The organism is Aequorivita sp. CIP111184, assembly GCF_900489465.1.
In the GTDB taxonomy this organism is placed as follows: Bacteria; Bacteroidota; Bacteroidia; order Flavobacteriales; family Flavobacteriaceae; genus Aequorivita.
Window position 1 is genome coordinate 114,318 of the sequence record NZ_UEFQ01000028.1, and the last position, 25,014, is coordinate 139,331.

The 25,014-nt window shown below is 36.5% G+C and carries 29 protein-coding genes and 1 pseudogene; 25 read left to right on the forward strand and 5 right to left on the reverse strand.

Annotation, left to right across the window (positions count from 1 at the left end):
* Nucleotides 1-241: 241 nt before the first annotated feature.
* From AEQU1_RS13395 to AEQU1_RS13425, 7 genes are all read left to right on the forward strand, one after another.
* The gene (locus AEQU1_RS13395; protein WP_111881906.1) at nt 242-1,009 is read left to right on the forward strand and encodes a tol-pal system YbgF family protein; all 768 of its coding nucleotides are present in this window, start codon (nt 242-244) and stop codon (nt 1,007-1,009) included.
* Nucleotides 1,010-1,507: a 6,7-dimethyl-8-ribityllumazine synthase gene (gene ribH, locus AEQU1_RS13400; protein WP_111881908.1), complete on the forward strand. Its 498-nt coding sequence runs from the start codon at nt 1,010-1,012 to the stop codon at nt 1,505-1,507.
* A gap of 119 nt (nt 1,508-1,626) precedes the next feature.
* Entirely contained in the window at nt 1,627-1,911 is a 285-nt protein-coding gene (locus AEQU1_RS13405) for a riboflavin synthase subunit beta (RefSeq protein WP_111881909.1), read from the forward strand.
* A 6-nt stretch (nt 1,912-1,917) separates the two neighbouring features.
* On the forward strand, nt 1,918-3,762 hold the full coding sequence (gene mutL / locus AEQU1_RS13410; RefSeq protein ID WP_111881911.1) for a DNA mismatch repair endonuclease MutL: 1,845 nt from the start codon (nt 1,918-1,920) through the stop codon (nt 3,760-3,762).
* Nucleotides 3,763-4,497, forward strand: a complete 735-nt coding sequence (locus AEQU1_RS13415; protein WP_111881912.1) for a rhomboid family intramembrane serine protease — start codon at nt 3,763-3,765, stop codon at nt 4,495-4,497.
* 2 nt (nt 4,498-4,499) lie between these two features.
* Nucleotides 4,500-5,375, forward strand: coding sequence for a rhomboid family intramembrane serine protease (locus AEQU1_RS13420; RefSeq protein WP_111881914.1), 876 nt, complete (start codon nt 4,500-4,502; stop codon nt 5,373-5,375).
* A gap of 4 nt (nt 5,376-5,379) precedes the next feature.
* On the forward strand, nt 5,380-6,396 hold the full coding sequence (locus tag AEQU1_RS13425) for an endonuclease/exonuclease/phosphatase family protein (protein WP_111881916.1): 1,017 nt from the start codon (nt 5,380-5,382) through the stop codon (nt 6,394-6,396).
* 2 nt (nt 6,397-6,398) lie between these two features.
* Here AEQU1_RS13425 and AEQU1_RS13430 read toward each other — a convergent pair whose 3' ends face one another.
* Nucleotides 6,399-7,022, reverse strand: coding sequence for a WbqC family protein (locus AEQU1_RS13430; RefSeq protein WP_111882064.1), 624 nt, complete (start codon nt 7,020-7,022; stop codon nt 6,399-6,401).
* Nucleotides 7,023-7,186: 164 nt separating this feature from the next.
* On the opposite strand from AEQU1_RS13430, the gene udk reads away from it, so the two are divergent.
* From udk to AEQU1_RS13460, 6 genes are all read left to right on the forward strand, one after another.
* On the forward strand, nt 7,187-7,807 hold the full coding sequence (gene udk, locus AEQU1_RS13435) for a uridine kinase (protein ID WP_111881917.1): 621 nt from the start codon (nt 7,187-7,189) through the stop codon (nt 7,805-7,807).
* Between the two features lie 53 nt (nt 7,808-7,860).
* Entirely contained in the window at nt 7,861-8,136 is a 276-nt protein-coding gene (locus tag AEQU1_RS13440; RefSeq protein ID WP_309300264.1) for a septum formation initiator family protein, read from the forward strand.
* Entirely contained in the window at nt 8,133-9,524 is a 1,392-nt protein-coding gene (locus tag AEQU1_RS13445; RefSeq protein ID WP_111881921.1) for a methylmalonyl-CoA mutase subunit beta, read from the forward strand. Before AEQU1_RS13440 ends, AEQU1_RS13445 begins: the two co-directional genes overlap by 4 nt.
* 174 nt (nt 9,525-9,698) lie before the next feature.
* Nucleotides 9,699-11,846 carry a methylmalonyl-CoA mutase gene (scpA, locus tag AEQU1_RS13450; protein ID WP_111881924.1) on the forward strand — a complete coding sequence of 716 codons (2,148 nt, stop codon included), beginning with the start codon at nt 9,699-9,701 and terminating at the stop codon, nt 11,844-11,846.
* 78 nt (nt 11,847-11,924) lie between these two features.
* Nucleotides 11,925-12,371: a hypothetical protein gene (locus AEQU1_RS13455; protein ID WP_111881925.1), complete on the forward strand. Its 447-nt coding sequence runs from the start codon at nt 11,925-11,927 to the stop codon at nt 12,369-12,371.
* 59 nt (nt 12,372-12,430) lie between these two features.
* Nucleotides 12,431-13,015, forward strand: a complete 585-nt coding sequence (locus tag AEQU1_RS13460; RefSeq protein WP_111881927.1) for a hypothetical protein — start codon at nt 12,431-12,433, stop codon at nt 13,013-13,015.
* Nucleotides 13,016-13,177: 162 nt separating this feature from the next.
* Here AEQU1_RS13460 and AEQU1_RS13465 read toward each other — a convergent pair whose 3' ends face one another.
* Entirely contained in the window at nt 13,178-13,645 is a 468-nt protein-coding gene (locus AEQU1_RS13465; protein WP_111881929.1) for a hypothetical protein, read from the reverse strand.
* Between the two features lie 196 nt (nt 13,646-13,841).
* Here AEQU1_RS13465 and AEQU1_RS13470 point away from each other — a divergent pair, with 196 nt between their 5' ends.
* From AEQU1_RS13470 to AEQU1_RS13485, 4 genes and pseudogenes are all read left to right on the forward strand, one after another.
* A complete protein-coding gene (locus tag AEQU1_RS13470) occupies nt 13,842-14,621 on the forward strand; it encodes a hypothetical protein (protein WP_181566778.1) in 780 nt (259 codons plus the stop codon).
* A gap of 9 nt (nt 14,622-14,630) precedes the next feature.
* Nucleotides 14,631-14,738 (forward strand): annotated as a pseudogene (locus tag AEQU1_RS13475) (Txe/YoeB family addiction module toxin); the annotation flags it as partial.
* 178 nt (nt 14,739-14,916) lie between these two features.
* Complete coding sequence (locus AEQU1_RS13480; RefSeq protein ID WP_111881931.1) at nt 14,917-15,708, forward strand: hypothetical protein; 792 nt, start codon at nt 14,917-14,919, stop codon at nt 15,706-15,708.
* A gap of 133 nt (nt 15,709-15,841) precedes the next feature.
* Nucleotides 15,842-15,985, forward strand: a complete 144-nt coding sequence (locus tag AEQU1_RS13485; RefSeq protein WP_181566779.1) for a hypothetical protein — start codon at nt 15,842-15,844, stop codon at nt 15,983-15,985.
* Nucleotides 15,986-16,054: 69 nt separating this feature from the next.
* Here the strand turns inward: AEQU1_RS13485 and AEQU1_RS13490 are convergent, their stop codons facing one another.
* The gene (locus tag AEQU1_RS13490) at nt 16,055-17,149 is read right to left on the reverse strand and encodes a T9SS type A sorting domain-containing protein (RefSeq protein WP_111881932.1); all 1,095 of its coding nucleotides are present in this window, start codon (nt 17,147-17,149) and stop codon (nt 16,055-16,057) included.
* Nucleotides 17,150-17,295: 146 nt separating this feature from the next.
* Here AEQU1_RS13490 and AEQU1_RS13495 point away from each other — a divergent pair, with 146 nt between their 5' ends.
* On the forward strand, nt 17,296-17,760 hold the full coding sequence (locus AEQU1_RS13495; protein WP_111881934.1) for a DinB family protein: 465 nt from the start codon (nt 17,296-17,298) through the stop codon (nt 17,758-17,760).
* Nucleotides 17,761-17,768: 8 nt separating this feature from the next.
* Entirely contained in the window at nt 17,769-18,074 is a 306-nt protein-coding gene (locus tag AEQU1_RS13500) for a DUF6122 family protein (RefSeq protein WP_111881935.1), read from the forward strand.
* Nucleotides 18,075-18,110: 36 nt separating this feature from the next.
* On the opposite strand, the gene rlmH is transcribed toward AEQU1_RS13500, so the two are convergent.
* Complete coding sequence (gene rlmH, locus AEQU1_RS13505) at nt 18,111-18,584, reverse strand: 23S rRNA (pseudouridine(1915)-N(3))-methyltransferase RlmH (protein ID WP_111882065.1); 474 nt, start codon at nt 18,582-18,584, stop codon at nt 18,111-18,113.
* A gap of 106 nt (nt 18,585-18,690) precedes the next feature.
* Between rlmH and nadC the strand changes: the two genes are divergently transcribed.
* The 4 genes from nadC to priA all read left to right on the forward strand — a co-directional run bounded on the left by nadC (nt 18,691) and on the right by priA (nt 23,449).
* Complete coding sequence (gene nadC / locus AEQU1_RS13510; RefSeq protein ID WP_111881937.1) at nt 18,691-19,551, forward strand: carboxylating nicotinate-nucleotide diphosphorylase; 861 nt, start codon at nt 18,691-18,693, stop codon at nt 19,549-19,551.
* Nucleotides 19,548-20,462 carry a YihY/virulence factor BrkB family protein gene (locus tag AEQU1_RS13515; RefSeq protein WP_111881938.1) on the forward strand — a complete coding sequence of 305 codons (915 nt, stop codon included), beginning with the start codon at nt 19,548-19,550 and terminating at the stop codon, nt 20,460-20,462. The genes nadC and AEQU1_RS13515 overlap by 4 nt, the downstream gene beginning before the upstream one ends.
* Nucleotides 20,463-20,484: 22 nt before the next feature.
* Nucleotides 20,485-20,913 (forward strand): DUF2147 domain-containing protein, encoded by a 429-nt coding sequence (locus tag AEQU1_RS13520; RefSeq protein WP_111881940.1) that lies wholly within the window; start codon nt 20,485-20,487, stop codon nt 20,911-20,913.
* Nucleotides 20,914-20,998: 85 nt separating this feature from the next.
* Nucleotides 20,999-23,449: a primosomal protein N' gene (priA, locus tag AEQU1_RS13525; protein ID WP_111881941.1), complete on the forward strand. Its 2,451-nt coding sequence runs from the start codon at nt 20,999-21,001 to the stop codon at nt 23,447-23,449.
* Here the strand turns inward: priA and AEQU1_RS13530 are convergent.
* Complete coding sequence (locus AEQU1_RS13530) at nt 23,446-24,159, reverse strand: LytTR family DNA-binding domain-containing protein (protein ID WP_181566780.1); 714 nt, start codon at nt 24,157-24,159, stop codon at nt 23,446-23,448. The two genes, priA and AEQU1_RS13530, sit on opposite strands and share 4 nt — an antisense overlap.
* Before the next feature lie 211 nt (nt 24,160-24,370).
* Here AEQU1_RS13530 and rpsF point away from each other — a divergent pair, with 211 nt between their 5' ends.
* Both rpsF and rpsR read left to right on the forward strand, forming a co-directional pair.
* Nucleotides 24,371-24,709, forward strand: a complete 339-nt coding sequence (gene rpsF / locus AEQU1_RS13535) for a 30S ribosomal protein S6 (protein WP_111881943.1) — start codon at nt 24,371-24,373, stop codon at nt 24,707-24,709.
* A 3-nt stretch (nt 24,710-24,712) separates the two neighbouring features.
* Nucleotides 24,713-25,009 (forward strand): 30S ribosomal protein S18, encoded by a 297-nt coding sequence (gene rpsR / locus AEQU1_RS13540; protein ID WP_111881944.1) that lies wholly within the window; start codon nt 24,713-24,715, stop codon nt 25,007-25,009.
* Nucleotides 25,010-25,014 lie beyond the last annotated feature (5 nt).

A 25,014-nucleotide genomic window follows, 5' to 3' on the forward strand; every position in this document is an offset into this window, starting at 1 on the left:
TCATAGAAAAAAAGTGCTTTTGAAAAATGTAAAAATAAGCTGTTTGGTATGATTTTATCCTAATTCTTATGTCCTTTCGTCTTAGGTCTTATATGAAAATTTAATATTTTTGGGGAATCTTCCAGCATTAACGGCTTGAACACGATGAATAACCGTTTTGCAAATTATTAAAAAATAAGAAATATTAATCCTTTCTTATTCCATTAAAAATTTTATTTTTGCGCCACTATAACCTAAAACTATGGCAACGTACAACAAACGCGGAGGCAAACCAAAAACTAAAGCTGAAAAAGAAACTCAGTTAGAAGACAACAGTACAACGGCAGAAGTATTCAACACGCTAGATCAAGGCGCGTCGAAAACGGAAGCTTGGGTTGAAAAAAACCAAAAGCCTATCTTAGGCTTTATTATAGTTGTAGCAGTTTGTGTTTTGGGATACTTTGCATACGATCAATATATTAAAGGCCCAAAAGAAGCTGAAGCTATGAACGAAATGTTTCAGGCTCAGACCTATTGGGAACAAGCTTTGGCTTCTCCTGCAAAAGATTCACTTTACAATCTTTCATTGCAAGGTGGCGAGGGAAAATACGGTTTTATTGATATTATTGATAATTACGGTGGAACAAGCGCTGCCAATCTAGCACATTACTACGCTGGAATGGCTTACTTGAACACAAATAAATATCAAGAAGCTGTTGCTCAGTTGGATAAATTTAGCAGCGATGATGATATTTTGGCGCCTTTAGCTAAAGGAGCAATTGGAGATGCATTTGCTCAATTGGGGCAAAACGAAGATGCTTTAAAATATTATGAAGAGGCTGCTACAATGCGCACCAACGATTTTACGAGCCCACGTTTTCTTTTGAAAGCTGGGATTGCAGCAATGTCATTGAATCAAAGTGACAAAGCTTTGGCGCACTTCAAAAAAATAGCTGACGAATATCCAAAATCTGCCGAAGCCGCAAAAGCTGAAATTTATACCGGCCGCGCAGAAGGAATGAAAAAATAAATGGCTACAGCAAATACAAATTTATCGGCTTACGATAAAACAACAATCCCAAACGCGAAAGACTTTCGGTTTGGGATTGTTGTTTCAGAATGGAACCACAATATCACTGAAGGCATGTTTCAAGGCGCTTTCGATGCTTTGAAAGATTGCGGAGCTATCAACGAAAACATAGTCCGTTGGAATGTTCCCGGCAGTTTTGAACTTATTTTCGGGTGCAAGCAAATGACGCAAAGCTATGATATGCTAGATGCGGTAATTGCTATCGGAAATGTTATTCAAGGTGAAACAAAACACTTCGATTACGTGTGTGAAGCAGTAGCTCAGGGAATAAAAGATTTGAATGTTCATGGTAATATTCCTGTGATTTTCTGTGTTCTTACAGATAACAACATGCAACAATCCATAGACCGCAGCGGTGGCAAACACGGCAACAAAGGCACGGAAGCTGCAATTGCTGCAATAAAAATGGCACAGCTTCGAAAGGAAGCTAAATTTTAATTTTAGTTTCAACGCACAATTCATTGCTCAACTGAAAACGGCATCATAATTGTTTAAAACAAGCTTCAGAAACGTTTTAGAAAACATAGTATTTTCAGTAACTTTGAAGCACGACAATTATGGGACTAATAGGCAAAAGAAAAAACAAAAAGTACAGTTACCAACCCCGCCACTTTGAATCTGATGGCGAGAACAGTCCGTTTTCAATGGGACATAAATTTGACCAATTTCGTACTACAGTTGGAGACAACAAAGGTTTGAAAGGAAAATTTAAAACCGCCTGGTCAGATTTGCGACAATCTTCTGACAAAACTGCAAACAGAAGACTGATTGTGATAATTGCAATACTCGTGCTTCTTTTTCTTTTTATTATTGAATTTGATTTATCTATATTCTACGCATAAATTTTAATGGCAGACATTATTCAGTTATTACCGGATCACGTTGCAAACCAAATTGCAGCTGGGGAAGTTGTACAACGACCCGCTTCGGTAGTTAAAGAATTGCTGGAAAATGCTATTGATGCCGAAGCAACCTCAATTACGCTTGTAATTAAAGACGCTGGAAAAACCCTCGTTCAAGTTACCGATAACGGAATAGGAATGAGCGTGACCGATGCTAGGCTCAGCTTTGAGCGCCACGCAACCTCAAAAATAAAATCGGCAGAAGATCTTTTTAATTTACATACCAAAGGGTTTCGCGGTGAGGCTTTGGCCTCAATTGCCGCAATTGCACACGTTGAGCTTAAAACCAAAACCGAAAACTCGGAAATTGGAACACATCTAACCATTGAGGGCAGTAAAGTAATTTCACAAGATCCTGCCGTAGTTCCAAAAGGAACGACCATTTCGGTAAAAAATCTTTTTTATAATATTCCCGCACGGAGAAATTTTTTAAAAAGCAATCCCGTTGAATCGCGCCATATTATTGACGAATTCCATCGTGTAGCTTTAGCTCATCCAAGTGTAGCTTTCCAAATGCTTCATAATGGGAGCGATGTATTCAACCTTCCATCCTCAAATTCGCGCCAACGGATTGTAAATATATTTGGAAGCAAAACCAATGAAAAATTGGTTCCCGTAAGTGAAGAAACCGAAATTTTAAAGATTGAAGGCTTTGTTCTAAAACCAGAATTTGGAAAAAAGAGCAGGGGAGAGCAGTTTTTCTTTGTAAACGATCGCTTTATAAAAAGCCCGTATCTACACCACGCTGTGGCTTCGGCTTTTGAAGGCTTGGTAAAAAACGATATTCATCCCGGTTATTTTTTGTTTTTGGAAGTAGACCCGCATTCTATCGATATTAATATTCACCCCACAAAAACCGAAATAAAATTTGATGACGAGCATTCAATTTACGCAATGCTTCGCGCAACGATAAAACATAGTTTGGGACAATTCAATATTGCTCCAATCCTTGATTTTGAAAGGGACAAAGGTTTTGATACGCCTTATGATTATAGTAAAAAGCAACCCACTGCGCCTTCAATAGAAGTTGATAGGGATTTCAATCCCTTTAAAGAAAGATCAAAGCAGAGCAACATCAATTTTCCTTTTAAAAGAGAAAAGGCTGCTTCCTGGGAATCTTTATATGTAGGTTTAAAAGATGAAACTACCGCAATATCTGGTTTGGGTGATATTGAATTTGAAAGTGAGGAGGTAACAGGTAGTCTATTTGAAAATAACGAAGCCGAAACGGGACAGATAACATTTCAACTTCAAAATAAATATATTGTAAGTCCGTTGAAAAGCGGAATGATGATTATCCACCAAAATCTGGCACATCAACGTATTCTTTACGAAGAGTTGTTGAAAAACATAACCATAAAAGAAGCTATTAGCCAGCAATTACTATTTCCGCTTCAGTTGCATTTTTCAAAACCCGATGTTGAAATAATTGAAAAGATACGTGAGCAATTGGAACATACGGGGTTTATTTTTTCAGAATTGAAAGACGAAACGATTGAGATTAGCGGTATTCCTGTGTTGATACTAGAAAGTCATGTTGTAAATTTGCTTCACCAATTGGTGCAGGACATAAAGGAAGAAGTACCCGATAGTGGTTTCAGCCAGAACGATATGCTTGCAAAATCAATGGCAGTAAGTATGGCAATAAAAACGGGGGTTTCATTAAATAAAGTAGAACGCGAACATTTAATCAACCAACTTTTCGCTTGCAAAGAGCCAAGCGTTAGCCCTAATAACAAACCTGTCTTCACGACACTGGATGCTAACGATCTCGATAAAAAATTTATGTAAATGGGAAAAATAACCGATACTGTAAAATTTCTTTTAATACTTAACGTGCTCTTTTTTATTGGATCACAATTTACCGGCGGGCTTGCGGAGCGTCTTTTTGCACTCTATTATTTTGAAAATCCAAGTTTTCAGTATTGGCAACCATTGACGTCTATGTTTATGCACGCCAATTTTTTCCACATACTTTTTAATATGTATGCTTTGTGGGCTTTTGGTTCGCCTTTGGAAATGCGCTGGGGACAGAAAAAATTTCTATTCTTTTACTTTTCCGCGGGGCTTGGATCGGCATTGATTTATACTTTGGTGAATTACTTCCAACTCCACAATGGGATGGATGCTTTAATGAATGCTGGGATGACCCATCAACAAGTTATGGATTTTCTAAATTCGGGCAGTTATAACACCTCAATTTTAGAATCTGTTTCGCAGGACACGATTCAGGATATGTACAATACTTATAACGGAATCGCTTTAGGTGCTTCAGGTGCGGTATACGGTGTTTTAGTAGCTTTCGGAATGCTTTTCCCTAATATAGAATTGATGTTGATTTTTCTACCTATTCCTATAAAAGCAAAATATTTTATTCCTGCAATTATTCTAATGGATGTCATTTTTGGAATTACAGGAACACCCACCGGAATTGCCCATTGGGCACACGTTGGTGGCGCACTTTTCGGCTTTATTATGGCTTGGTATTGGAAAAAGAATAGTTTTGATAACCATCGCTGGAATTAATTATGGCAACTACAAACTTTGCATATCAATATAAAATGGCCAGTATTTTGGTCAAGCTCATTGTTATTAATGTAGCCGTTTTTTTGGTGGTTAGCCTAGGCTCTTTTTTCTTTAATATAAGTCCGCAGTACCTTTCGCGTTGGTTTGTTTTGAGCGATGACTTTGATACACTTTTATTCCGTCCGTGGACTTTGTTTACCTATGGTTTTCTGCATTTTGGCTTTTTTCACTTACTGTTTAATATGTTATGGCTTTATTGGTTTGGGCAATTTGTTTTAAATCTTTTCAATGGTAAAAGGCTGCTGACGGTTTATCTGCTGGGGGCGCTTTTTGGAGGTTTGCTTTTTGTTTTGGCGTATAATCTTTTTCCAGTTTTTGCTGAAAGTCGTGGGTATTTAATAGGTGCTTCGGGCGCAGTAACAGCAATTATGATTTTCATTGCAACCTACACTCCAAATACGGAAGTTCGTATTTTCACCTTCACCATAAAACTATGGCATATCGCCATTTTTCTTTTTCTTTTTGATTTGGTGCGTATTCCAACTTCGGGTAATGCCGGCGGGTTGATGGCTCATGTAGGGGGTGCGTTGTTCGGTTTTATTTACGCAACACAGCTTGCCAAGGGAAATGACATTGGCATATGGTTTGAAAATTTTCTTGACTGGATTGCTAATCTTTTTACGCCACGAAAGAAAAAGCCTTTCAAAAAAGTGCACCGCACAACACAACCTTTCCCTAAGCGTTCTAAACCAAAAGAAGGGAAGTCTGAAAACCAAAAAAAGGTAGATGGTATTCTTGACAAAATAGGAAAGAGCGGCTATGAGAGTCTTACAAAAGAAGAAAAAGACTTTTTGTTCAAAGCCGGAAAAGAAGACTAGACCAATGAGGAAATTTCTCAATAAACTTATTTACTGGGGCAATTTGTTTGCGGCTTTTCTTTTGCTTATATCTTTCGTTCTTCCTTATTTACCGCCTAAAAACTTCCCCACACTTTCATTGCTAAGTTTGGTGGTTTCGCTGCTAATAATAGCAAATATTCTTTTCGCGATTTATTGGGCAGTGCAACTGAGGCGGCGTTTTTTTATTTCCTTCACCGTGCTTTTTATCTCTTATTTTTATTTCAATGTTTTTTATGAAATGTCTAAAGAAGGTGATGTTTCGCAGTATAAAAACACCCTAAATGTTCTATCGTATAATGTTAGGTTGTTTAATGCTTATGAAAAAAATCCTAAGACAGATGCTGCTCAAGTAATTTCTGAAATACTTAACGAAGAGAATCCAGACGTGGTTTGCGTGCAAGAATATTATAAGCCCAACGGAGTCGATTTTTCGGCCTATCCATTTCAGTATATTCACTTTAATTCTAAAAAAGCAAAATTGGGTCATGCCATTTTTTCAAAATATCCTTTAATAAATATAGGAGGTTTTGATTTTAAAGGCACCTACAACAATACACTTTATGCAGATGTAGTGAAAGATAAAGACACCCTTCGTGTTTATAGTGTTCATCTGCAGTCGCTTGGTATTGTTCCACGGGTTAGTTTTTTACAGGAAAGTGATAATGAAAAACTTAGAAAACGTGTTTCAGGAGCTTTTGAAAAACAGCAAAGTCAAGTTGCAGCTATTTTGGAGCACAAACAAAAAACATCACATCCAGTAATTATCTGTGGCGATTTCAACAACACGCCATTTTCATACAGCTACAGAAAACTGAAAGACGGCATGCAAGACGCTTTTCGAGAACGCGGCAATGGCTTGGGAACTACTTTTAACTTTGAAAAATTCCCAATGCGGATAGATTATATTTTTGCATCCACGGGATTGGATATAGTTTCTTTCGATACAATGAAGAAAACGTTTTCAGATCACTATGCCGTTCGAGCAACAGTAGGTTGGTAAATTTAGAATGATAGAGATTGTCTCTCCAAATAACTTAATGCATTTGGCCCTTCATTAAAAAGTAAATCCAACACGGAAAGATTCGGCAAAAAAGGATGGTTTGCTTGATGAACCTGTGTGTATTCTTCAGTTTTAAAACTCGATTCTTTTTTTGCATTAATTAAAAACCGGAGATCTGCAATTTCGGGATGCCTTTCAAATAAGGTGGTTTTTACAATTTCAACTTCAATTCCAATCAATTCGCAAAGCAAATCGAATATTTTAAAATTGTGCGCCATTAAGCCTTCAACGTTTTTTATAAAAAGTGGCTTCAGATCATCCTCGTAAAATTCAAAAAAAGGAGAGGTGCGATAGGCGCTTTGTAAACTTTTCCGATGCTGTTCTTGCCACGGAAAATCATTTTCAACCAAGACATCCTTTGTTTTTTGTCGCTTTTTAGTTTTACTGTGTTTGATAGGAATATTTAAAAGCAGTTTCCCATTACTATGTGCAATAAACATACGGTTGCGGTAGGTTTGTTTTTGATAGTTGTCTTCAACTTCAAAAACTACTTTTTCAGCTTGAGCCACCGCGGCCATTTGGGCAATGGACGGAAAATAGGAGGGATGTAGAAGAATTGTTTTCATTTCAGCTTTTGAAACCTCAAAAATAGGAAAGAAAACCAAATCGAAAACGAAATCGAAAATGAAATTATAACCCTTTGAAGAGGACTGGACAGATGTTTAAAACTTGAAACCTGAAACTTGAAACCTGCTACCGTTTTCGCTACCTTTGTACAAACCTTTAAAATATGCTTATAATTGGCATCGCCGGCGGCACCGGGAGCGGAAAAACAACTGTTGTAGATCAAATTGTGGATGAACTTCCAGAAGATGAAGTGTGTGTTATTTCACAAGATTCCTATTATCACGATACCAGCCATTTGTCTTTTGAAGAACGTACAAAAATAAATTTTGACCACCCAAAAGCGATTGATTTCGATTTATTGGTAAGTCATTTAAAGGAACTTCGGAAAGGAAATGCTTTTGAACAACCCGTTTATTCTTTTGTGGATCATAATAGAACTGGCGAAACAATTATTACCTTTCCAAAAAAGGTTATTATTGTTGAAGGAATTTTAATCTTGGCACATCCCGATATTCGTGAAATGTTCGATATTAAAATATTTGTTCACGCAGACAGTGACGAACGATTAATACGCAGACTGAAGCGCGATATTGCCACTCGTGGTCGCGATTTGGAAGAAGTTCTGAACCGTTATCAAACTACGTTGAAGCCAATGCACCAACAATTTATCGAGCCAACAAAGGAATTTGCAGACATAATTATCCCAACCAACAGATACAACACCGTAGCTGTTAATGTTATAAGAAGTATTATTCACCAAAAATTAAGCTATACCGAATCGTGAAGCTCTCAGAAATAAAAAAGAATAAATGGGTAAGGTTTATAAGCAATAAATATATGCTTATCCTTATCCTTTTCATTGTATGGATGATTTTTTTTGATGCAAATTCCTATCTAATACATCACGAATTGGATAATGATATCAATGCTTTGCAAGATAATTCTGAGTTTTATCAAAACGAAATAGACCACGACAAAACCTTCATAAAAAAAATGGAGGACAGCAACGAGATGGAAAAGTTTGCCCGTGAAAAATATTATTTAAAAAGGGAGAACGAGGATATTTATATAATTGAAAACGAAGACAGCATCAAAAAAGAAGAAAAACGATGAGTAAATTTCTATTTGAAGATTTTGATGAAGTTTCCGCAAAACAGTGGAAGCAGAAAATACAGTATGATTTAAAAGGCGCCGATTATAATGAGACTTTAATTTGGAAAAGTCCCGAGGGTGTACATGTGAAACCATTTTATCATCAAGACGATTTTAAACAAGATTTTCAACCCATCCCCGGCCAGCCAGCAAGTTGGAAAATTGCACAGCAAATATTTATTGATGATGAAAAGATAGCTAATAATATTGCTTTGGATGCACTAAACCGAGGTGCTGAGGCGATAATTTTTACGGCTGCCGAAGATTTTGATCCACGCACAGTTTTTAAGGGTTTCCCGTTTGAAATGGCTTCAATTTATTTTAAACTAACATTCCTTTCCGAAGCATTTTGTACCAAACTCATCAAATTCTTTTCAGAAAAAAACACAACAGTTCACTATAATATTGACATAATAGGAAACCTTACCCGCACTGGAAACTGGTTTCACAATTTTAAAAAAGACCACGATATGTTGGATAATATTTTTCAAAAATATCCTTCAGAAAACCTCCTTTCGGTTGATGCAAAATTATATCAAAACGCAGGCGCTAACACAGTTCAGCAATTAGCGTATGCGTTAGCTAATGCCAACGAATATTTGAATCACTTTTGTCACCCTGAGCTTGTCGAAGGGCTTCCGAAGCAGGATTTTAAAATTACATTTCAACTTGCCACTGGTTCAAATTATTTCTTTGAAATAGCCAAAATTCGAGCGTTTAGAAAACTATACGCAACATTGGCAAAGGAATATGGAACAAATGAAACCTGCCATATTATCGCCACGCCTACAAAGCGGAACAAAACTATATACGATTACAATGTAAATCTCCTGCGTAGCACTACCGAATGTATGAGTGCCGTATTGGGTGGAGCAGACACAGTTTGCAATAGAGCTTATGATGAATTGTATCACAAAAGCAATGAATTTGGCGAGCGCATTTCTCGTAACCAATTGCTGGTTTTAAAAAACGAAAGCTATTTTGACACTGTAAGCAATCCTGCAGACGGTACTTATTATATTGAAAGCTTGACGAATGAACTTGCTGAAAAAGCACTTCAGCTTTTCAAAGAAATAGAAAAGGGCGGCGGTTTTCTTCAGCAATTGAAAGAAGGAACAATTCAAAAGAAAATTAAGGAAAGTGATGAAAAGGAGCAACAACTTTTTGACAGTGGTGAGCTGAAACTGTTGGGCACCAATTATCATCCAAACAATAACGACCGGATGAAAGACGATTTACAACTTTTCCCTTTCGCAAAACGCAACCCAATTAAAACCATTATCGCCCCGATTGTTGAAAAAAGAATAGCGGAAATCACGGAACAGGAACGTTTAAAACAAGAATCATGAACAATGAAGTATTAGGAACCTTTTTAGGAATCATCTTTATCGTCTTGGGCTTAGCAATCTTAGTGCGATATAAAAAACTGTCATCACATAAATATTTCCAACTTCTTTTTATAATCATAGCAATAATGTTGCTTGGTTTTGGAGTTTATATGGGTTGGAGAAGCATTACGTTATATGGATAGAAAAAATTTACAAAACATCGAATTGAAGACGGAAACTTCCGAAGGTCAACCTGAGCCTGTCGAAGGTATGCAACCAGTAACTACTATTACCGCTGAGGAAATAACCATCAAAAAGCAATACACAACTGAAGACCTTAAAAACCTTCAGCACTTAAACTTCGTTGCCGGAATAGCGCCATACCTTCGTGGACCTTACTCAACAATGTATGTCCGCCGTCCGTGGACCATCCGTCAATACGCAGGCTTTTCCACAGCAGAAGATAGCAACGCATTTTACAGAAGAAACTTAGCCGCCGGCCAAAAAGGACTTTCCGTAGCGTTCGATCTTGCCACACACCGCGGTTACGACAGCGACCACGAAAGAGTAGAGGGCGACGTAGGGAAAGCTGGCGTAGCCATAGATAGCGTAGAGGATATGAAAATCCTTTTCGACCAAATTCCGTTAGACAAGATGAGCGTTTCCATGACCATGAACGGCGCTGTGCTTCCCATTATGGCTTTTTATATAGTTGCCGCCGAAGAACAGGGCGTTTTACCAAAAGACTTGGAAGGAACCATCCAAAATGACATTTTAAAAGAATTCATGGTGCGGAACACTTACATCTATCCGCCTACGCCTTCCATGAAAATCATCAGCGATATTTTCGAATTCGCTTCCAAGAATATGCCCAAGTTCAATAGCATCTCCATCTCCGGCTACCATATGCAGGAAGCGGGAGCCACGGCAGATATTGAACTTGCTTACACATTAGCAGACGGTCTAGAATACATCCGCACTGGTATAAAAGCGGGAATGGACATAGATACTTTCGCCCCGCGCTTATCCTTTTTCTGGGGGATTGGTATGAACCACTTTATGGAAATCGCAAAGATGCGTGCCGCCAGAATGCTTTGGGCAAAAATTGTAAAACAGTTCAACCCCAAAAGCGAAAAATCACTTGCATTAAGAACCCACTGCCAAACCAGCGGTTGGAGTCTTACCGAACAAGATCCATTTAACAACGTGGCACGAACAGTTATTGAAGCCACCGCCGCAGTTTTCGGTGGCACGCAATCTTTACATACAAACGCTTTGGATGAAGCCATTGCGCTTCCAACAGATTTCTCTGCGCGTATTGCAAGAAACACCCAGATTTTCCTTCAAACCGAAACCCAGATTACCAAAACGGTTGACCCTTGGGCAGGAAGTTATTATGTGGAAAATCTTACCAACGAAATCGCCAACAAAGCCTGGGCGCTAATAGAGGAAGTGGAAGAGCTTGGCGGAATGACCAAAGCCATTGAGGCTGGCATTCCCAAACTGCGCATAGAGGAAGCTTCCGCAAGAAAGCAAGCGCGTATTGATAGCGGACAGGATATTATTGTGGGCGTAAACAAATACCGCCTCGCAAAAGAAGACCCGTTGCAAATTTTGGATGTGGACAACCAAAAAGTCCGCACTTCGCAGATTGAAAGACTAAACCATATAAAAGCCACTCGCGATACCAAAAAGGTAGAAAAGTCACTGACAGATATTACTGAATGTGCAAAGACAGGTCAGGGAAATTTATTAGCTTTAGCCGTAGAAGCTGCCCGCTACAGGGCAACACTTGGCGAAATCTCTACTGCGATGGAAAAGGAATTCGGTAGGTATAAAGCACAAATTAGATCTTTTAGCGGCGTGTATAGTAAAGAAATAAAGAAAGACGAAAGTTTTGAAAAAGCAAGGCAAATGGCAGACCAGTTCGCGGAATTGGAAGGTCGTCGTCCACGTATTATGATTGCCAAAATGGGACAGGACGGTCACGATCGTGGCGCCAAAGTAGTAGCCACAGGCTATGCCGATGTAGGTTTTGATGTAGATATTGGCCCATTGTTCCAAACCCCCGCCGAAGCCGCAAAACAAGCCGTAGAAAACGATGTGCACATCCTCGGTGTTTCCTCCCTTGCCGCAGGCCACAAAACTTTAGTGCCACAGGTTATTGAAGCCCTAAAAAAGTACGGCCGCGAAGATATTATGGTTATCGTGGGCGGTGTAATCCCACACCAAGATTATCAATACCTTTTTGATGCTGGTGCAGTTGCCGTTTACGGTCCCGGCACTCGTATTAGTGATGCGGCTATTGAGATGTTGGGGATTTTGATTGAGGGGGTGGAGTGAATTTTGGGAATTACCTTCAAATTAAAAATTTAATTTTTAATAAAATACATTTGTCTTGTAATATTAAATCTTAAATAGATGTCAAACATTAAATGTATTTTAAAAAACCCTATTGTTGAATTAAAAAAATTAAACAATCTTTCTCACGAAGATTGTAATCGAGGAATAAGCTTAGTTTATTTACATAGTATCCGAAATTATTTTTTACACGATCAACAAACTTATTTAGAATCAATCAGAATTTTAGATAGCGACGATAATAACAATTTACAAGTTCTCGATTATGATTGTGAAATTCTGAATTTGGAAATTATTAATTTTAAAAAATGTTCAATTGATTTATTAGTAAAAATAGATCTGTTTTTTAAAGTTCGAGAGTTTGGAAATATGAATAAATACCCACTTAGACATTTTCAGTTAAATGCTAAAACGATTCTTATTTTTAATGAACCATATAACCATAAAATAGTTTTTAAAGATATTGATTATAAAGAACTTAAGATGAACATCTCTATTATGTCATGATTTGTTTGTATTTAATTATATCCAAAATATTGAAATATTTACTCTAATAATTCCAAATCATGAAAATAGTCAATATTATAGTTTTCCTCTTCTTTATTTCTACAGCTAATAGTCTTGCACAAATAGCACAAAATGATTACAATATTTTTCAAGCAAAGGAATTTAGTAAAGATATCTCCCTTTTTAAATCGAAGACATTCTTGCTTCACAATGTTTTAGCTATAAAGGAGACAGTATTGACTTTTGAGTCGATTCCTTTGGCTGCTGCGAGTTCTGGAGAATTAACGACATTGCTTTATCGTTGTGAACAATTAAATAAAGAAGGACTTATTTTAGGATTTTACGGAGATTATTGGAATGATTCAGGTGTTACATTTCAAGGTTACGGTTTTAAAAATTTACCCAAGGAAAAAGCAATCGAGTTTTTTAATAAAATTGAAAAGTCAATTGAAGAAAATAAAAAGTTCTTAAAAGATAGTAATGATTACAATAACATAGCATTTAGCTTTGATGATATGAAAATCTTAATTTGGACAATTTCTGGTAGTTATAAAATCAGGGTTTATTGGAATGGTTTTGATTCCACATGGGAGCAAATCTCTTATGAAAGATCAAAAAAAAGATTTGAAAAAAAAATAAACTAACTCTCGCAATCGCACGTTTGAATGGTGTGTTCGCAAACTTGCTCACAACCAATCGCAGTTTTGCCAAAGGCAAGGAAGGCGTTGCAAATGCGAACCAGCGAGTTAATTTTGCCAAAGGAAAGAAACGCGTTGCAACACACACCAGCACATGGATAAATCTTTTTATAATTTTGGTCGGCTTAGAATACTGATGTTCCCATCTTCATTATAACTGACAATGATTAATATAAAATTTGTTTCCCAAAAGAAAGCATCATTATATTTAACGTGAGATTTAAAGCGCTTATCTAATATTTTTGAAATTAAATTTATACCATTGCCATCCGATTTAGTTATGATTATGTGCTCTAAATCTCCTTGCGAATTAAAATAAGCCCTTCCGGTATCAAAACCGAGATCTGAAAAAATATTATATTCATCATCACCGCTAAGCAGGGTCAAAAGATTTGTCATTCTTGTAATCCAATAAGTTTTTTTTTCAGATTTAACCGATGAAACATCGCCTTCTTCAAGTGGATATTCGGTAATTTTTTTATAATAATCAACATTTAAAAATGTATAATCATTTTGTGAGAGTGCAAGAGAAATAAAAGAAAGAAAAATAAATATAGAGAGCAGAATTTTTTTCATTGTCTTTAATTTTAATACAAATATACCATTATAATTTCTTGTTTTATTTTAGAATAAATATAGGTTTTATCGCTCCGCTAGCGCCACCGTCCCGCTCATGCCTATTCCTCCAAAACCCTTTTAAAGTTTTAACCCATAATTTCAAAGACACTATATTTCTTTAATCATTAGCTTTTCTGGAAAATGAGAGACTTCAATGGAAAGGATTATTTTTAGAAAACCAATTACGATTTTTAATTGGAGTATTTTTGTCGATATTAGGTACAGCTCATTTGTAAAACTTGAGCTTTCATTTATTAAAATTATAAGACTTATGAAAATACATATGAAGATTACCGATTTAAAGAAGGTTAGCGAACTGGATTTTTATTGGAAAAATTCTGATTATAAAAATCTTCTTAAAGAATTTGGTTATGCTGATGTTGAAGGTATTCCAGAAAATGAAATTCTGGACTATCTTTTTTTGGCAATTTTAGATTATAAACCGGCAGAAGCTGCAGCGGTTATTTTAACCTATAAAATGAGTGATAAATTAAACGAGGGTCAGATTCAAAACCTGGCTAATGAAATGTTGTTGGATAAGTTAGCTGAAGAATATCCAGACCCGGCTTTGCATTTTGATATATTTAATATAAATCAATTTTTACGAAAAGCATATAACGGTTCATTTCCAGATACAGAAGCAACCATTATTACCGCAGAAATTCAGGGAATGGGCGAGGATGTTGAAATGACAAAGGAGATCCTGATTAAAACTTTATCTCATGGTTTAAGGGATAGCAATTTAGTGAAAAGACTTTATGGTGATCAATTAAACGGCACTTTGCCTTTTGAGGATGCTGGAAAGGTAATTTGGCATTTTAGGAAATTATCTGAAAATGAAGTAGAAATCATTACCTCAAATTATTTGATTGCCAGAGAAGACTTCGGATTAATGGAGTTTGAGACGGAGTTAAAATATTTTGAGGAAGATTAAGAAGAAACTCCTTTTGAAGGTATAGGTAAACCCGAAGCTTTAAAATATCAGCTCACAGGATTCTGGTCTAGGCGAATTAATAGAGAACATCGTTTAATTTATAAAATCAAATCTTAGATAATAACAGTATATTCTCTAAAAGGGCATTATTAATACCGCACACTAGCGCACGTTTCTAAAGTGTGTCCATGTAGTTTTTCAGAAACATTTTCCACAGGCTATAAAAATAAAGAAAACACAACCAAAACAATATTCGTATCTTGTAAGAAACTATTTACTAAATACTTATAAGATTATGAAAGCAAAAATTAAATTTAGTATTGCGCTACTACTATTGGCTTTTGGAATTGTTTCATTTACAAGTAACGAAGAAGTTTTGATTCACCCTAATGAGACTATCGCTTCATCAAAGATTGAAACCTTTACCTTTTCATCAAATGGAACAAGTTATAATGGTAAAATATTCTTGCCGGCCGCTTTTGAAAAAAATAAAAACCTGCCAGTTATCTATTTAATAGATTTTTCAGATCAACATTTTAAACTTGCAACTGACGAATTTGAAAAGGTAATTGATGGTGTAAACCAAATTCAGGGGCTTGATGCACTTGTTGTTAGTTTAGAAAACATTCCTGATTTTGACGCTGAACCCGAAACATTTCAAAAGCATTATGAGATTTATAAAAATATGGCAAGGTATGTTGATAGTAAATACACCGAAAACGCATCTAGAACATTAATTGGAAGAGGAAGTGAAGCAGGTATAATTCTTATGGCTCTTTTTGTTGAAAACTCAGAAACTTCGGTTTTTGATAATTTTATTGTAACAGATCCATCTCCTAAATATGCATCAGCTATTATAGATTTAATTGAAGATGATTCTATTCCGAAAAACAAAAAGAATAAAAAGCTCCATTATTCCTTCTCAATAAGTAATGATCGTGCAAAATGTACCAAACTTATCAATCTGATAAAAGATGCTAATTATGGATGGTTACAAGTACAATCAATTGAATACACGAATATTGATTATGAAAATACATATCCAATTGCTTATACAGCTGGAATAAAATACATTTTCAACAAATAATTTAGGACAATACAAGCTAAAACCTAACAATAAAAAAATTGACAAACTAGAAATAGTTAAAGTAATTGTTAGCAACACAGCAGATGTATTACCAGACATAGAAGCACAAAACATTGCAATAGGCGATCGTTTAGTGGATTGGGCAGAAAATTCAATAGACCGTGCAGATATTGTAATAATTACCTTGAAGTCATTATCGCTAGCTATTCCAATGTTGGAACTTGCATATGCAAATACTTTCGGAGATTTAGTAGATAGAATTCATGCACATATGTAAACCTTTTGATATATAACCGTTTATTAGTAAAAACACAAACTCACGTATTCACCTAATCACTTATTCACATTAGTTTCTTACAATCTTCACAGTTTCATTTCCTAAACGCACATAATAAAGCCCTTTCGCAAAGTTTGAAAAGTCAATCTGCTTTTCACTTTGGGTAAGTTCACCAGACAGTAATCGTTGCCCAAGCGCAGAATACACTTCAAAATGTACGGGATTGGTACTATTTATATTTACAAAGTCGTGCGTAGGGTTTGGATATACGCTTATCGCAAAGCTATTATCAGGCACACTAAGCAACTCACATTCAAAACTAGATAGTACTTTAGAAGCCGCTGGAGGATCTACTAATAGTGACTCAGTTAATAACGGACAATAACAGTCATTTTCATCTACATATAACTTAAGCCAAGAAAGCGCTATTTTACCCACAGCACCATTGCCACCGTTTGGTGTATTCGCTACCGAATGGTTTCCATTTTCAATTTCAAAAAGTAGCTTATTGGTTGTATTTGGAGTAGCTGCATAATGCAGGTCTGCGTGTTGTGCAGGAGGGGCAGTGGGGTCATTTTCGCCGCTAAAAATCAACACAGGACTGTCGTGGTTTAAGGAAGCGTTTGGTAGCCAAGGACACAAAGCAACCACACCTTTTATGGTATTGTCCAATACAGCTGCACGTTGCGCGCCGCCGCCGCCCATAGACCATCCGCTCACTGCAAATTTGTCAACATCAAGCTGGTTTTCTAATGGAGATGAGCTTCGGGTATTTTCCTGGCGCATAGTTTCTAAAGCGTCAATAAGCGCAACGGCTCTTTCCTCTGGAAAATCAAAAAGAGAATTGGTTCCAATAATGATGGTAACTATTCCGTGGGAAGCATAAAAAGGCCCCCATTCTTCAACACTGGAAGGGAGTGCGGTAAACCCAGGAACAATGGCAATACTGGCAAAAGGAGGTGTAGCATTTGTGGGATAATATACCGTGGCACCTTGATAATCTGGGCCATTTCTAAGGCCATCCGCTTCAGTAAGTGTAGCAACTTCATAGGGCCCTGGGTTTGTTAAACTCTCTATGGTTACATCGCCACATTGCGCAAATATAATATTTGGTGCAAAAGAGGTTGCTAAGAAGAAAAGCGCTACTGCGTAAATTTTTTTCATATGTATAATTTTAAACAACTGTTTCCATGTTGAAAAATAGACTTTTTAAAGTTTTCATCAAAATATAAACCGCGCAAATAGCAATTAACTCCCCTAAAATATTTCATTATCTTTGAAGTGCAATCATTCGAAGATAATCAAGCCTCATGAACGAATCAAAACGCATTCAAACACTTTTCATAGATCTATACCACGGCCATCCTTGGCTGGACGTAACATTGGATGACACTCTTAGCTTTATTACTGCAGCCCAAGCCGTTCAGCGCCCCATAAAAGACGCAAATACCATCTGGGAAATAGTAAATCACATAATAGCTTGGCGTGAAAATGTACTAAAAAGAGTGCAGGGGGAAATAATAGAAACCCCTTCAAACAATTATATTGAAAAGATAAAAGATCCTTCTGAACAAGCGTGGCGCATAACTCGTGAAGCACTTGAAACTAGCCAAAAAAAGTGGCTCTACTTTTTAGGCACTTTTAACGAAGCAGATTTCATTAATGAATATCCTGTTAATAAACTCACCTATTATCAGCACATCCACGGCATCATTCAGCACGACGCCTATCATTTGGGGCAAATTGTGCTTTTGGCAAAAATTACCAATCCCTAAGTTGATCAATGCTTCAAACGATAGTACATTACACTTTGCATTTGCTGGTTCCCGGCCTCATTGCCTTTATTTTTTTCAGAAAAGAATGGAAAAAAGCGTGGCTCATTATGCTAGCAACCATGTTGGTAGATTTAGATCATCTTTTTGCTACTCCAATATTTGACCCTGGCCGTTGCAGTATAAATCTTCACCCTTTGCACACCTATTGGGCAATGGCAGTTTATGTAGTGTTGTTATTTTTTAAAAAGACAAGAATAATTGCTGTAGGACTATTGTTCCATATGTTTACTGACTTTACAGATTGCCAATGGTAAATAGCCAATTTAAAATCTAAAAATCTAAGAATTCAATTATCTATGATGATACGGTTCATTCCTGAGAATTGTAAAACCCCGATAAAGTTGTTCGATAAAAAAAAGCCGCACCATTTGGTGCGAAAAAGTCATAGAAGAAAGTGAAACCTTTCCATTTGCGCGTGCATAAACTGCTTCACTAAATCCATAGGGGCCGCCAATTACGAAGATGAGGTTTTTTAAACCACTGTTCATTTTTTTCTGAAGAAATTCCGCAAAGCCTTCCGAAGTAAACGTTTTTCCTTTTTCATCAAGCAGAATTAATTCATCAGTAGTGGTAGTGCGTTTCAATATTTCTTCGCCTTCTGCTTGCTTTTGAAGCATCTGGGAGAGATTTTTTGCATTCTTAATATCTGGAATTACTTCCATTTCAAAAGAAATATAAAAACCCAACCGCTTGCAGTAGTCATCCATCAAGATTTGCAGTTGGTTATTGTCTGTTTTGCCTATTGCGAGCAGTGTAATTTTCATTGAAATATTTTCAGAATTCAAAAATACAAAGATAAAAGTTGCTACTTCCCACTTCCCCCTTCGTCCTTCAAACTTTTTAAAGTATTTTAGCTGAAATTTCCTTGCTATGATTTCAGATAAACAATTTAACAAAGAAATAGATATTATTATTGCGAACGCCATAAGGGAAGATGTGGGCGATGGCGATCACAGTTCGTTGGCCTGTATTCCCGAGGATGCAAGAGGCTCCGCAAAACTTTTGGTAAAAGATGAAGGCATTATTGCTGGCGTAGAATTTGCCCGACAAGTTTTTGAATATGTAGATCCGGGTCTGGAACTGGATATAAAAATAAAAGATGGTAGCCCTGTAAAGTTTGGGGATGTGTGCTTTTATGTTTCGGGTCTTTCCCAATCAATCTTAAAATCTGAACGATTAGTGCTGAATGCAATGCAACGTATGAGTGCGATTGCAACCAAGACCAACCAATATGTAAAATTACTGGAAGGAACCCACACACAAATCCTAGATACTCGCAAAACAACTCCGGGAATTCGTGCTTTGGAAAAATGGGCCGTAAAAATTGGAGGCGGGGAGAACCACCGTTTTGCACTGTATGATATGGTGATGCTGAAGGACAACCACATAGATTTCTGTGGCGGAATAACAAAAGCGATTGAAAAAACAAAAAGCTATTTGGAAAATCATCAACTCGATCTTAAAATAATAGTGGAAGCCAGAAACCTTGTGGAAATAGAAGAAATACTAAAAACCGAAGGTGTTTACAGAATCTTAATAGATAACTTCAACTATGAAGATACACGAAAGGCGGTAAAACTCATAAACGGAAAATGCCTCACAGAATCCAGCGGAGGTATTACTTTACAAACCGCTAGAAAATATGCTGAATGTGGTGTAGATTACATTTCAAGTGGTGCGCTTACTCATTCCGTTCATAATATGGACCTAAGTTTAAAAGCCGTTAAATGAACGAAGAAGAGGAAAAAGAAATAGACATCCCTGTAATTCGGGATTTGATAAAGCTTAGCAAAAGAATAAAACTCCCCGGACTTGGTGAGTTTTCACTCTATAATTTAATTGATATTTATGGAACAGGCGTTTTAAAGGGAACATTTTCTTTTCGGGCCAGCTCCATAGCATATAGTTTTTTTCTTGCTCTGTTTCCTTTTTTATTGCTTCTTCTTAACCTTATACCATATATTCCTATAGCAGGTTTTCAAACGCGATTTCTTATATTTTTTGAAGCTCTTTTACCTGCACAGACCACGCAATTTTTTTACCCAATTATAGCAGATATTGCGGTAAACCCTAGAGCGGGTTTGCTATCGATAGTATTCTTTCTATCCATCTTTTTGTCAACCAATGGCGTAAATGCCATTTTTAGTGCTTTTGAACATTCTTTTCACGTAAACATCAACCGCTCCTTTTTTAGACAGTATTTTGTGGCACTACTAGTTTCCATTTTCTTGGCATTGTTGTTGTTAACCACTGTGGGGGTCATCCTCTATGGAGAATATATTATTCACGACCTTCAATCCAGAGCCTATATAGAAAATGATGTTTTCTGGATTCAGTTCTTTCAATTTCTTGTTTTTGTGATCATGATTTATGTAGTGATAGCAACTCTTTATTATTTTGGCACTAAAGAAGGAAAGTCATCAAGCTTTTTTTCAATAGGCGCAGTTTCAACCACAATATTGTTTTTGTTAACTACTTACTTATTTGGTGTTTACATAAATAATTTTTCAAACTATAACGAGTTATATGGCTCCATTGGTGCACTATTGATTTTGATGTTATATATTTGGATAAATGCAAACCTTTTGCTGTTAGGTTTTGAGCTTAACATCTCAATAAAGCGGCTAAAAGAAAAAATGTAACAATAAACCTAATTTTTAAACTATGAAGAAAATACTTTTAACTATCTCCCTTGTTGCTCTTACGGTTATGACGGCCGTGGCGCAAGATGTAACCGGAAAATGGAAAACCGTTGACGATGAAACAGGTAAAGAAAAATCTATTGTTGAAATCTACAAACAAAACGGAAAAGTTTACGGAAAAGTAGTAGACATTCTTGATCCAAAAAAGCGTGATTTAACTTGCGTAGAATGTTCAGGCAGCGATAAAGACAAGCCAATAATGGGCCTTGTAATTATAAAGGGACTTGAAAAAGATGGAGATGAATATAACGATGGAACTATTACTGATCCTAACAACGGAAAAGTATACAAATGTTACATTGAATTAGATGGCGCTAACACATTGAATGTACGTGGTTATATTGGTTTCTCTCTATTGGGAAGAACACAAACCTGGACACGAGTTAACTAAAAAATATTAAAAGTACTATCTTTAGGCCACCACTTTTGGTGGCTTTTTTTATTCACAAAACAGCTAACCCTATAATTTTTTCAGAGTGTATTTTATAGACGCCATTCTTCCTATTCCACTAAAGCAAGCTTTCACATATAGTGTGAATAAAGACGAGGCGGCTTTTTTAAAACAAGGTATGCGTGTGGCAATTCCTTTTGGAAAATCTAAGGTTTATACGGGAATTGTGTATCAAGTGCATGATCAGGCTCCGGTAGGTTATGAAACAAAATCTATTGATCATATTTTAGATGAAGAACCCATAATTACGGCTATCCAAATTAAACATTGGGAATGGTTGGCAAATTATTATATGTGTTCTTTAGGTGAAGTAATAAAAGCGGCCCTGCCAAGTGCTTTTCTGTTGGAAAGTGAAACCATCATCAAACTTTCTTCCCAAAATTTTCAGGACGAAGCATCCTTAACTGATGATGAATTTGTCTTGTATGAAGCGCTGCAGCATCAATCATCAATTCACATTAACGATGCCCGCTCTATTTTGGATAGAAAGAATATCGTTTCCGTAATTCAAAAATTGCTTGATAAAAACATCATTGAAGTAGAGGAAACGGTTTACGAACAATATACTCCAAAACTAAAACGCTATATAAAATTAGCTTCTGAATATACTTCGGAAGAAAGTCTGCGGGAATTACTAGATTCATTAAACCGTGCACACAAACAGCGCGAAGTACTGATGCATCTTTTTATGCTGAATACACAGACAAAAAAGCCTATCAGTTCCACAACACTACAAAAGAAAAGTGAGGCATCTGCAGCTACCTTAAAAGCGCTTATAGACAAAGGCATTTTGGAAGAATATTTTATTCAGCAAGACCGTGTTGCGTTTTTGGGAGAGGCTTCGTCAGAAATTAAAACGTTGAACGAAGCACAAAGTGTTGCATACCAAGAAATAAAAACATCCTTTAAAACAAATGATACTGTTTTACTTCATGGCGTCACTTCCAGCGGAAAGACAGAAATTTACGTTCGGCTTATTGAGGAAGCGATTTCAAAAGGCAAGCAGGTTTTGTACATGCTCCCGGAGATTGCTTTAACTACCCAGTTAATTAGTCGGCTTCAGAAATATTTTGGTGAAAAGATTTCTGTGTATCACTCAAAGTTTTCGGTAAACGAACGTGTTGAGGTTTGGAATAATGTACTTACAGAAAAACCGAAAGCACAAATAGTTATTGGCGCCCGTTCGTCTTTATTTCTTCCCTTTAAAAATTTAGGACTTATAATTGTTGACGAAGAACACGAACCCAGTTTTAAACAATACAGTCCCGCGCCCCGATACAACGCTCGCGACAGCGCCATTGTATTGGCAAATTTTCAAAATACGAAACTGTTGATGGGTTCCGCAACACCATCTTTGGAAAGTTACCACAACGCAAAGACTGGTAAATTTGGATTGGTTACTTTGAAAAAACGTTTCGGAAATGTGCTGATGCCAGAAATTGAATTGGTAGATGTAAAAGAGAAAAATCGCAAAAAACAAATGACGGGCCATTTCAGTGATCGGTTACTGGAGGAAATGCACGAGGTTTTAAAAAATGGCGAACAAATTATACTTTTTCAGAACAGAAGAGGTTTTTCGCCCGTTGTTGAATGTACTACCTGCGGGGTTTCACCCCAGTGTCCAAACTGTGATGTGAGTTTGACTTTCCATCAACACAGAAACCAGTTGCGTTGTCATTATTGCGGTTATAATATGGCGATGATGCAAAGCTGTATTGCCTGCGGAAGTGAAACCTTGGACACAAAGGGTTTTGGTACCGAGCAAATTGAGACTGAGTTAAAAACCTTGTTTCCAAACCACAAAGTTGCGCGGATGGACCAAGACACAACTAAGGGAAAAAATTCATATTCAAAATTAATTGAAGCCTTGGAAAACGAAGAAATTGATATTTTGGTGGGAACACAAATGCTTGCCAAAGGATTGGATTTTAGAAATATAAGTTTAGTAGGCGTGATGAACGCGGATAATCTTTTGAATTTTCCAGATTTTCGGGCACACGAGCGCAGTTTCCAATTATTGCAACAAGTTTCGGGTAGGGCAGGGCGCACCCAAAAACGCGGGAAGGTATTGATACAGACTTACAATCCGTATCATCAAATTTTGAAGCAAGTTAGCGTGAATGATTATGAGGGAATGTATAAAGAGCAGCTTGAAGAGCGTTACAATTATAAATATCCACCTTTTTTCAGAACAATAAAAATTGTTTTTAAGGATAAAAACTTGGCGCGTGTGCAGAAAGCTTCAGCGTGGTTTGGTCAAGCCTTGGAAATGCAGTTCAAAGAAAACGTTTTGGGCCCTGAGCCACCGCCAGTTGGAAGGATTAAAAATAAATACATCATCAATCTGCTTGTCAAAATTCCTAAAAATCAATCGTTGGATAAGACAAAAAAGTACATAGAAAATGTGCAGCGCAGTTTTAACTCCTTAAAGGACTTTTCAAGCGTTCGGGTGAATATTGATGTAGATAATTATTAAGCGTTCTGAGTAGCCGCCAATGCTTCAACAAGATCAGCTTTTCTGTTTCGACTTAAAGGAAGTTTATCTTTATCTAATTCAATAGTTTTGCTATTGTAGCGTTGTACTTTGTCTAAATTCACAATGTAAGATTTGTGAATTCTTAAAAAACGTTCATTTGGTAGCAAAGATTGAAATGCTTTCATTGTTGAAAGCACTACAAGAGAGTCGTGTTCGGTAACCAATTTAACATAATCGCCCAAAGCTTCAATATAACGAAGTTCATTCAAGAAAACTTTTCGTTTTTTAAGGTTACTTTTAACAAAGATAAAATCTTCATCATCAAAGCCTTCTTCATTCTTCAGCTTATAATTGCTAATTGCTTTGTGAACGGCATTCAAGAAACGATCTTTTGCAATAGGCTTACGAAGGTAATCTACCGCATCATAATCGAAGGCTTTGAATGCGTATTTGGTTTTTCCGGTAACAAAAATAACTTGAGGTTTTCTTTGAATATCATCTAATAGATCAAATCCTGAAAGGATAGGCATTTCGATATCTAGAAAAATCAGGTCAATTTCTGTGGTAGCGAGACCCATTTTGGCCTCAATAGCATTTTTATACTCCCCAACAAGTTCAAGAGATGGGTGCATTTGGATGAGCTTTACAATTGAAAGCCGTTGCAGTGTAGAATCATCTACAATTGCACATTTTAGTATGGTTTTTTCCACAATAGTAGGTTTTGCGCAAGGCAATAATATGCAAATAATCGATGAAATGCAACTTTTTTTGGTTTTAATCGAAATAAATACACACTTCGTCTAAAAACTTTAAATTTTAAGTATAGTAGCGATTGGGTTTGATAATACAAAATAAAGTATTATTTTTGCACCCTCTTGGCAGAAAGCCAAAAGTTTAATCATTAATTTTAATAGATTTTTTATGAATCATTACGAAACTGTTTTCATCTTAAATCCCGTTTTATCTGAAGATCAGATAAAGGAAACAGTAAAGAAATACGAAGATCTTCTTGTTTCTAAAGGTGCTAAGATGATATCCAAAGAGAATTGGGGCTTGAAAAAACTTGCTTACCCAATTCAAAACAAAAAAAGTGGCTTTTATCACTTGTTTGAATATACTGTTGAAGGTGAAGCAACACACGAACTTGAAACTGAATTTAAAAGGGATGAACGTTTTATGCGTTACCTTACAGTGAGCCTTGACAAGCATGCAATTGCTTGGGCAGAAAAAAGAAGAAACCGCGATAAAAAATCAGCATAAGTTATGGCAACGTTACAACAACAAGCAAAAGGAAAAAAGGACGGAGAGATCAGATATCTTACTCCGCTTAATATAGAAACCAACAAAACTAAAAAATACTGTCGCTTCAAAAGATCCGGTATTAAGTATGTTGACTACAAAGACGCAGATTTCTTATTGAAATTTGTGAACGAACAAGGTAAAATTCTTCCAAGAAGACTTACTGGAACTTCTTTGAAGTACCAAAGAAAAGTGGCCGTTGCCGTTAAAAGAGCGCGCCATTTGGCACTTATGCCTTACGTAGCCGATTTATTAAAATAAAAACC

Coding starts and splice junctions, on each gene's coding strand:
- AEQU1_RS13455 (WP_111881925.1), top strand. CDS start 11,925: ATGTCAAACATTAAATGTATTTTAAAAAACCCTATTGTTGAATTAAAA.
- AEQU1_RS13465 (WP_111881929.1), bottom strand. CDS start 13,645: ATGAAAAAAATTCTGCTCTCTATATTTATTTTTCTTTCTTTTATTTCT.
- rpsF (WP_111881943.1), top strand. CDS start 24,371: ATGAATCATTACGAAACTGTTTTCATCTTAAATCCCGTTTTATCTGAA.
- AEQU1_RS13405 (WP_111881909.1), top strand. CDS start 1,627: ATGGGACTAATAGGCAAAAGAAAAAACAAAAAGTACAGTTACCAACCC.
- AEQU1_RS13480 (WP_111881931.1), top strand. CDS start 14,917: ATGAAAGCAAAAATTAAATTTAGTATTGCGCTACTACTATTGGCTTTT.
- AEQU1_RS13430 (WP_111882064.1), bottom strand. CDS start 7,022: ATGAAAACAATTCTTCTACATCCCTCCTATTTTCCGTCCATTGCCCAA.
- rpsR (WP_111881944.1), top strand. CDS start 24,713: ATGGCAACGTTACAACAACAAGCAAAAGGAAAAAAGGACGGAGAGATC.
- AEQU1_RS13495 (WP_111881934.1), top strand. CDS start 17,296: ATGAACGAATCAAAACGCATTCAAACACTTTTCATAGATCTATACCAC.
- AEQU1_RS13500 (WP_111881935.1), top strand. CDS start 17,769: ATGCTTCAAACGATAGTACATTACACTTTGCATTTGCTGGTTCCCGGC.
- AEQU1_RS13395 (WP_111881906.1), top strand. CDS start 242: ATGGCAACGTACAACAAACGCGGAGGCAAACCAAAAACTAAAGCTGAA.
- AEQU1_RS13490 (WP_111881932.1), bottom strand. CDS start 17,149: ATGAAAAAAATTTACGCAGTAGCGCTTTTCTTCTTAGCAACCTCTTTT.
- AEQU1_RS13425 (WP_111881916.1), top strand. CDS start 5,380: ATGAGGAAATTTCTCAATAAACTTATTTACTGGGGCAATTTGTTTGCG.
- AEQU1_RS13415 (WP_111881912.1), top strand. CDS start 3,763: ATGGGAAAAATAACCGATACTGTAAAATTTCTTTTAATACTTAACGTG.
- nadC (WP_111881937.1), top strand. CDS start 18,691: ATGATTTCAGATAAACAATTTAACAAAGAAATAGATATTATTATTGCG.
- AEQU1_RS13520 (WP_111881940.1), top strand. CDS start 20,485: ATGAAGAAAATACTTTTAACTATCTCCCTTGTTGCTCTTACGGTTATG.
- AEQU1_RS13460 (WP_111881927.1), top strand. CDS start 12,431: ATGAAAATAGTCAATATTATAGTTTTCCTCTTCTTTATTTCTACAGCT.
- rlmH (WP_111882065.1), bottom strand. CDS start 18,584: ATGAAAATTACACTGCTCGCAATAGGCAAAACAGACAATAACCAACTG.
- scpA (WP_111881924.1), top strand. CDS start 9,699: ATGGATAGAAAAAATTTACAAAACATCGAATTGAAGACGGAAACTTCC.
- mutL (WP_111881911.1), top strand. CDS start 1,918: ATGGCAGACATTATTCAGTTATTACCGGATCACGTTGCAAACCAAATT.
- AEQU1_RS13515 (WP_111881938.1), top strand. CDS start 19,548: ATGAACGAAGAAGAGGAAAAAGAAATAGACATCCCTGTAATTCGGGAT.
- udk (WP_111881917.1), top strand. CDS start 7,187: ATGCTTATAATTGGCATCGCCGGCGGCACCGGGAGCGGAAAAACAACT.
- AEQU1_RS13445 (WP_111881921.1), top strand. CDS start 8,133: ATGAGTAAATTTCTATTTGAAGATTTTGATGAAGTTTCCGCAAAACAG.
- AEQU1_RS13420 (WP_111881914.1), top strand. CDS start 4,500: ATGGCAACTACAAACTTTGCATATCAATATAAAATGGCCAGTATTTTG.
- AEQU1_RS13470 (WP_181566778.1), top strand. CDS start 13,842: ATGGAAAGGATTATTTTTAGAAAACCAATTACGATTTTTAATTGGAGT.
- ribH (WP_111881908.1), top strand. CDS start 1,010: ATGGCTACAGCAAATACAAATTTATCGGCTTACGATAAAACAACAATC.
- AEQU1_RS13440 (WP_309300264.1), top strand. CDS start 7,861: ATGCTTATCCTTATCCTTTTCATTGTATGGATGATTTTTTTTGATGCA.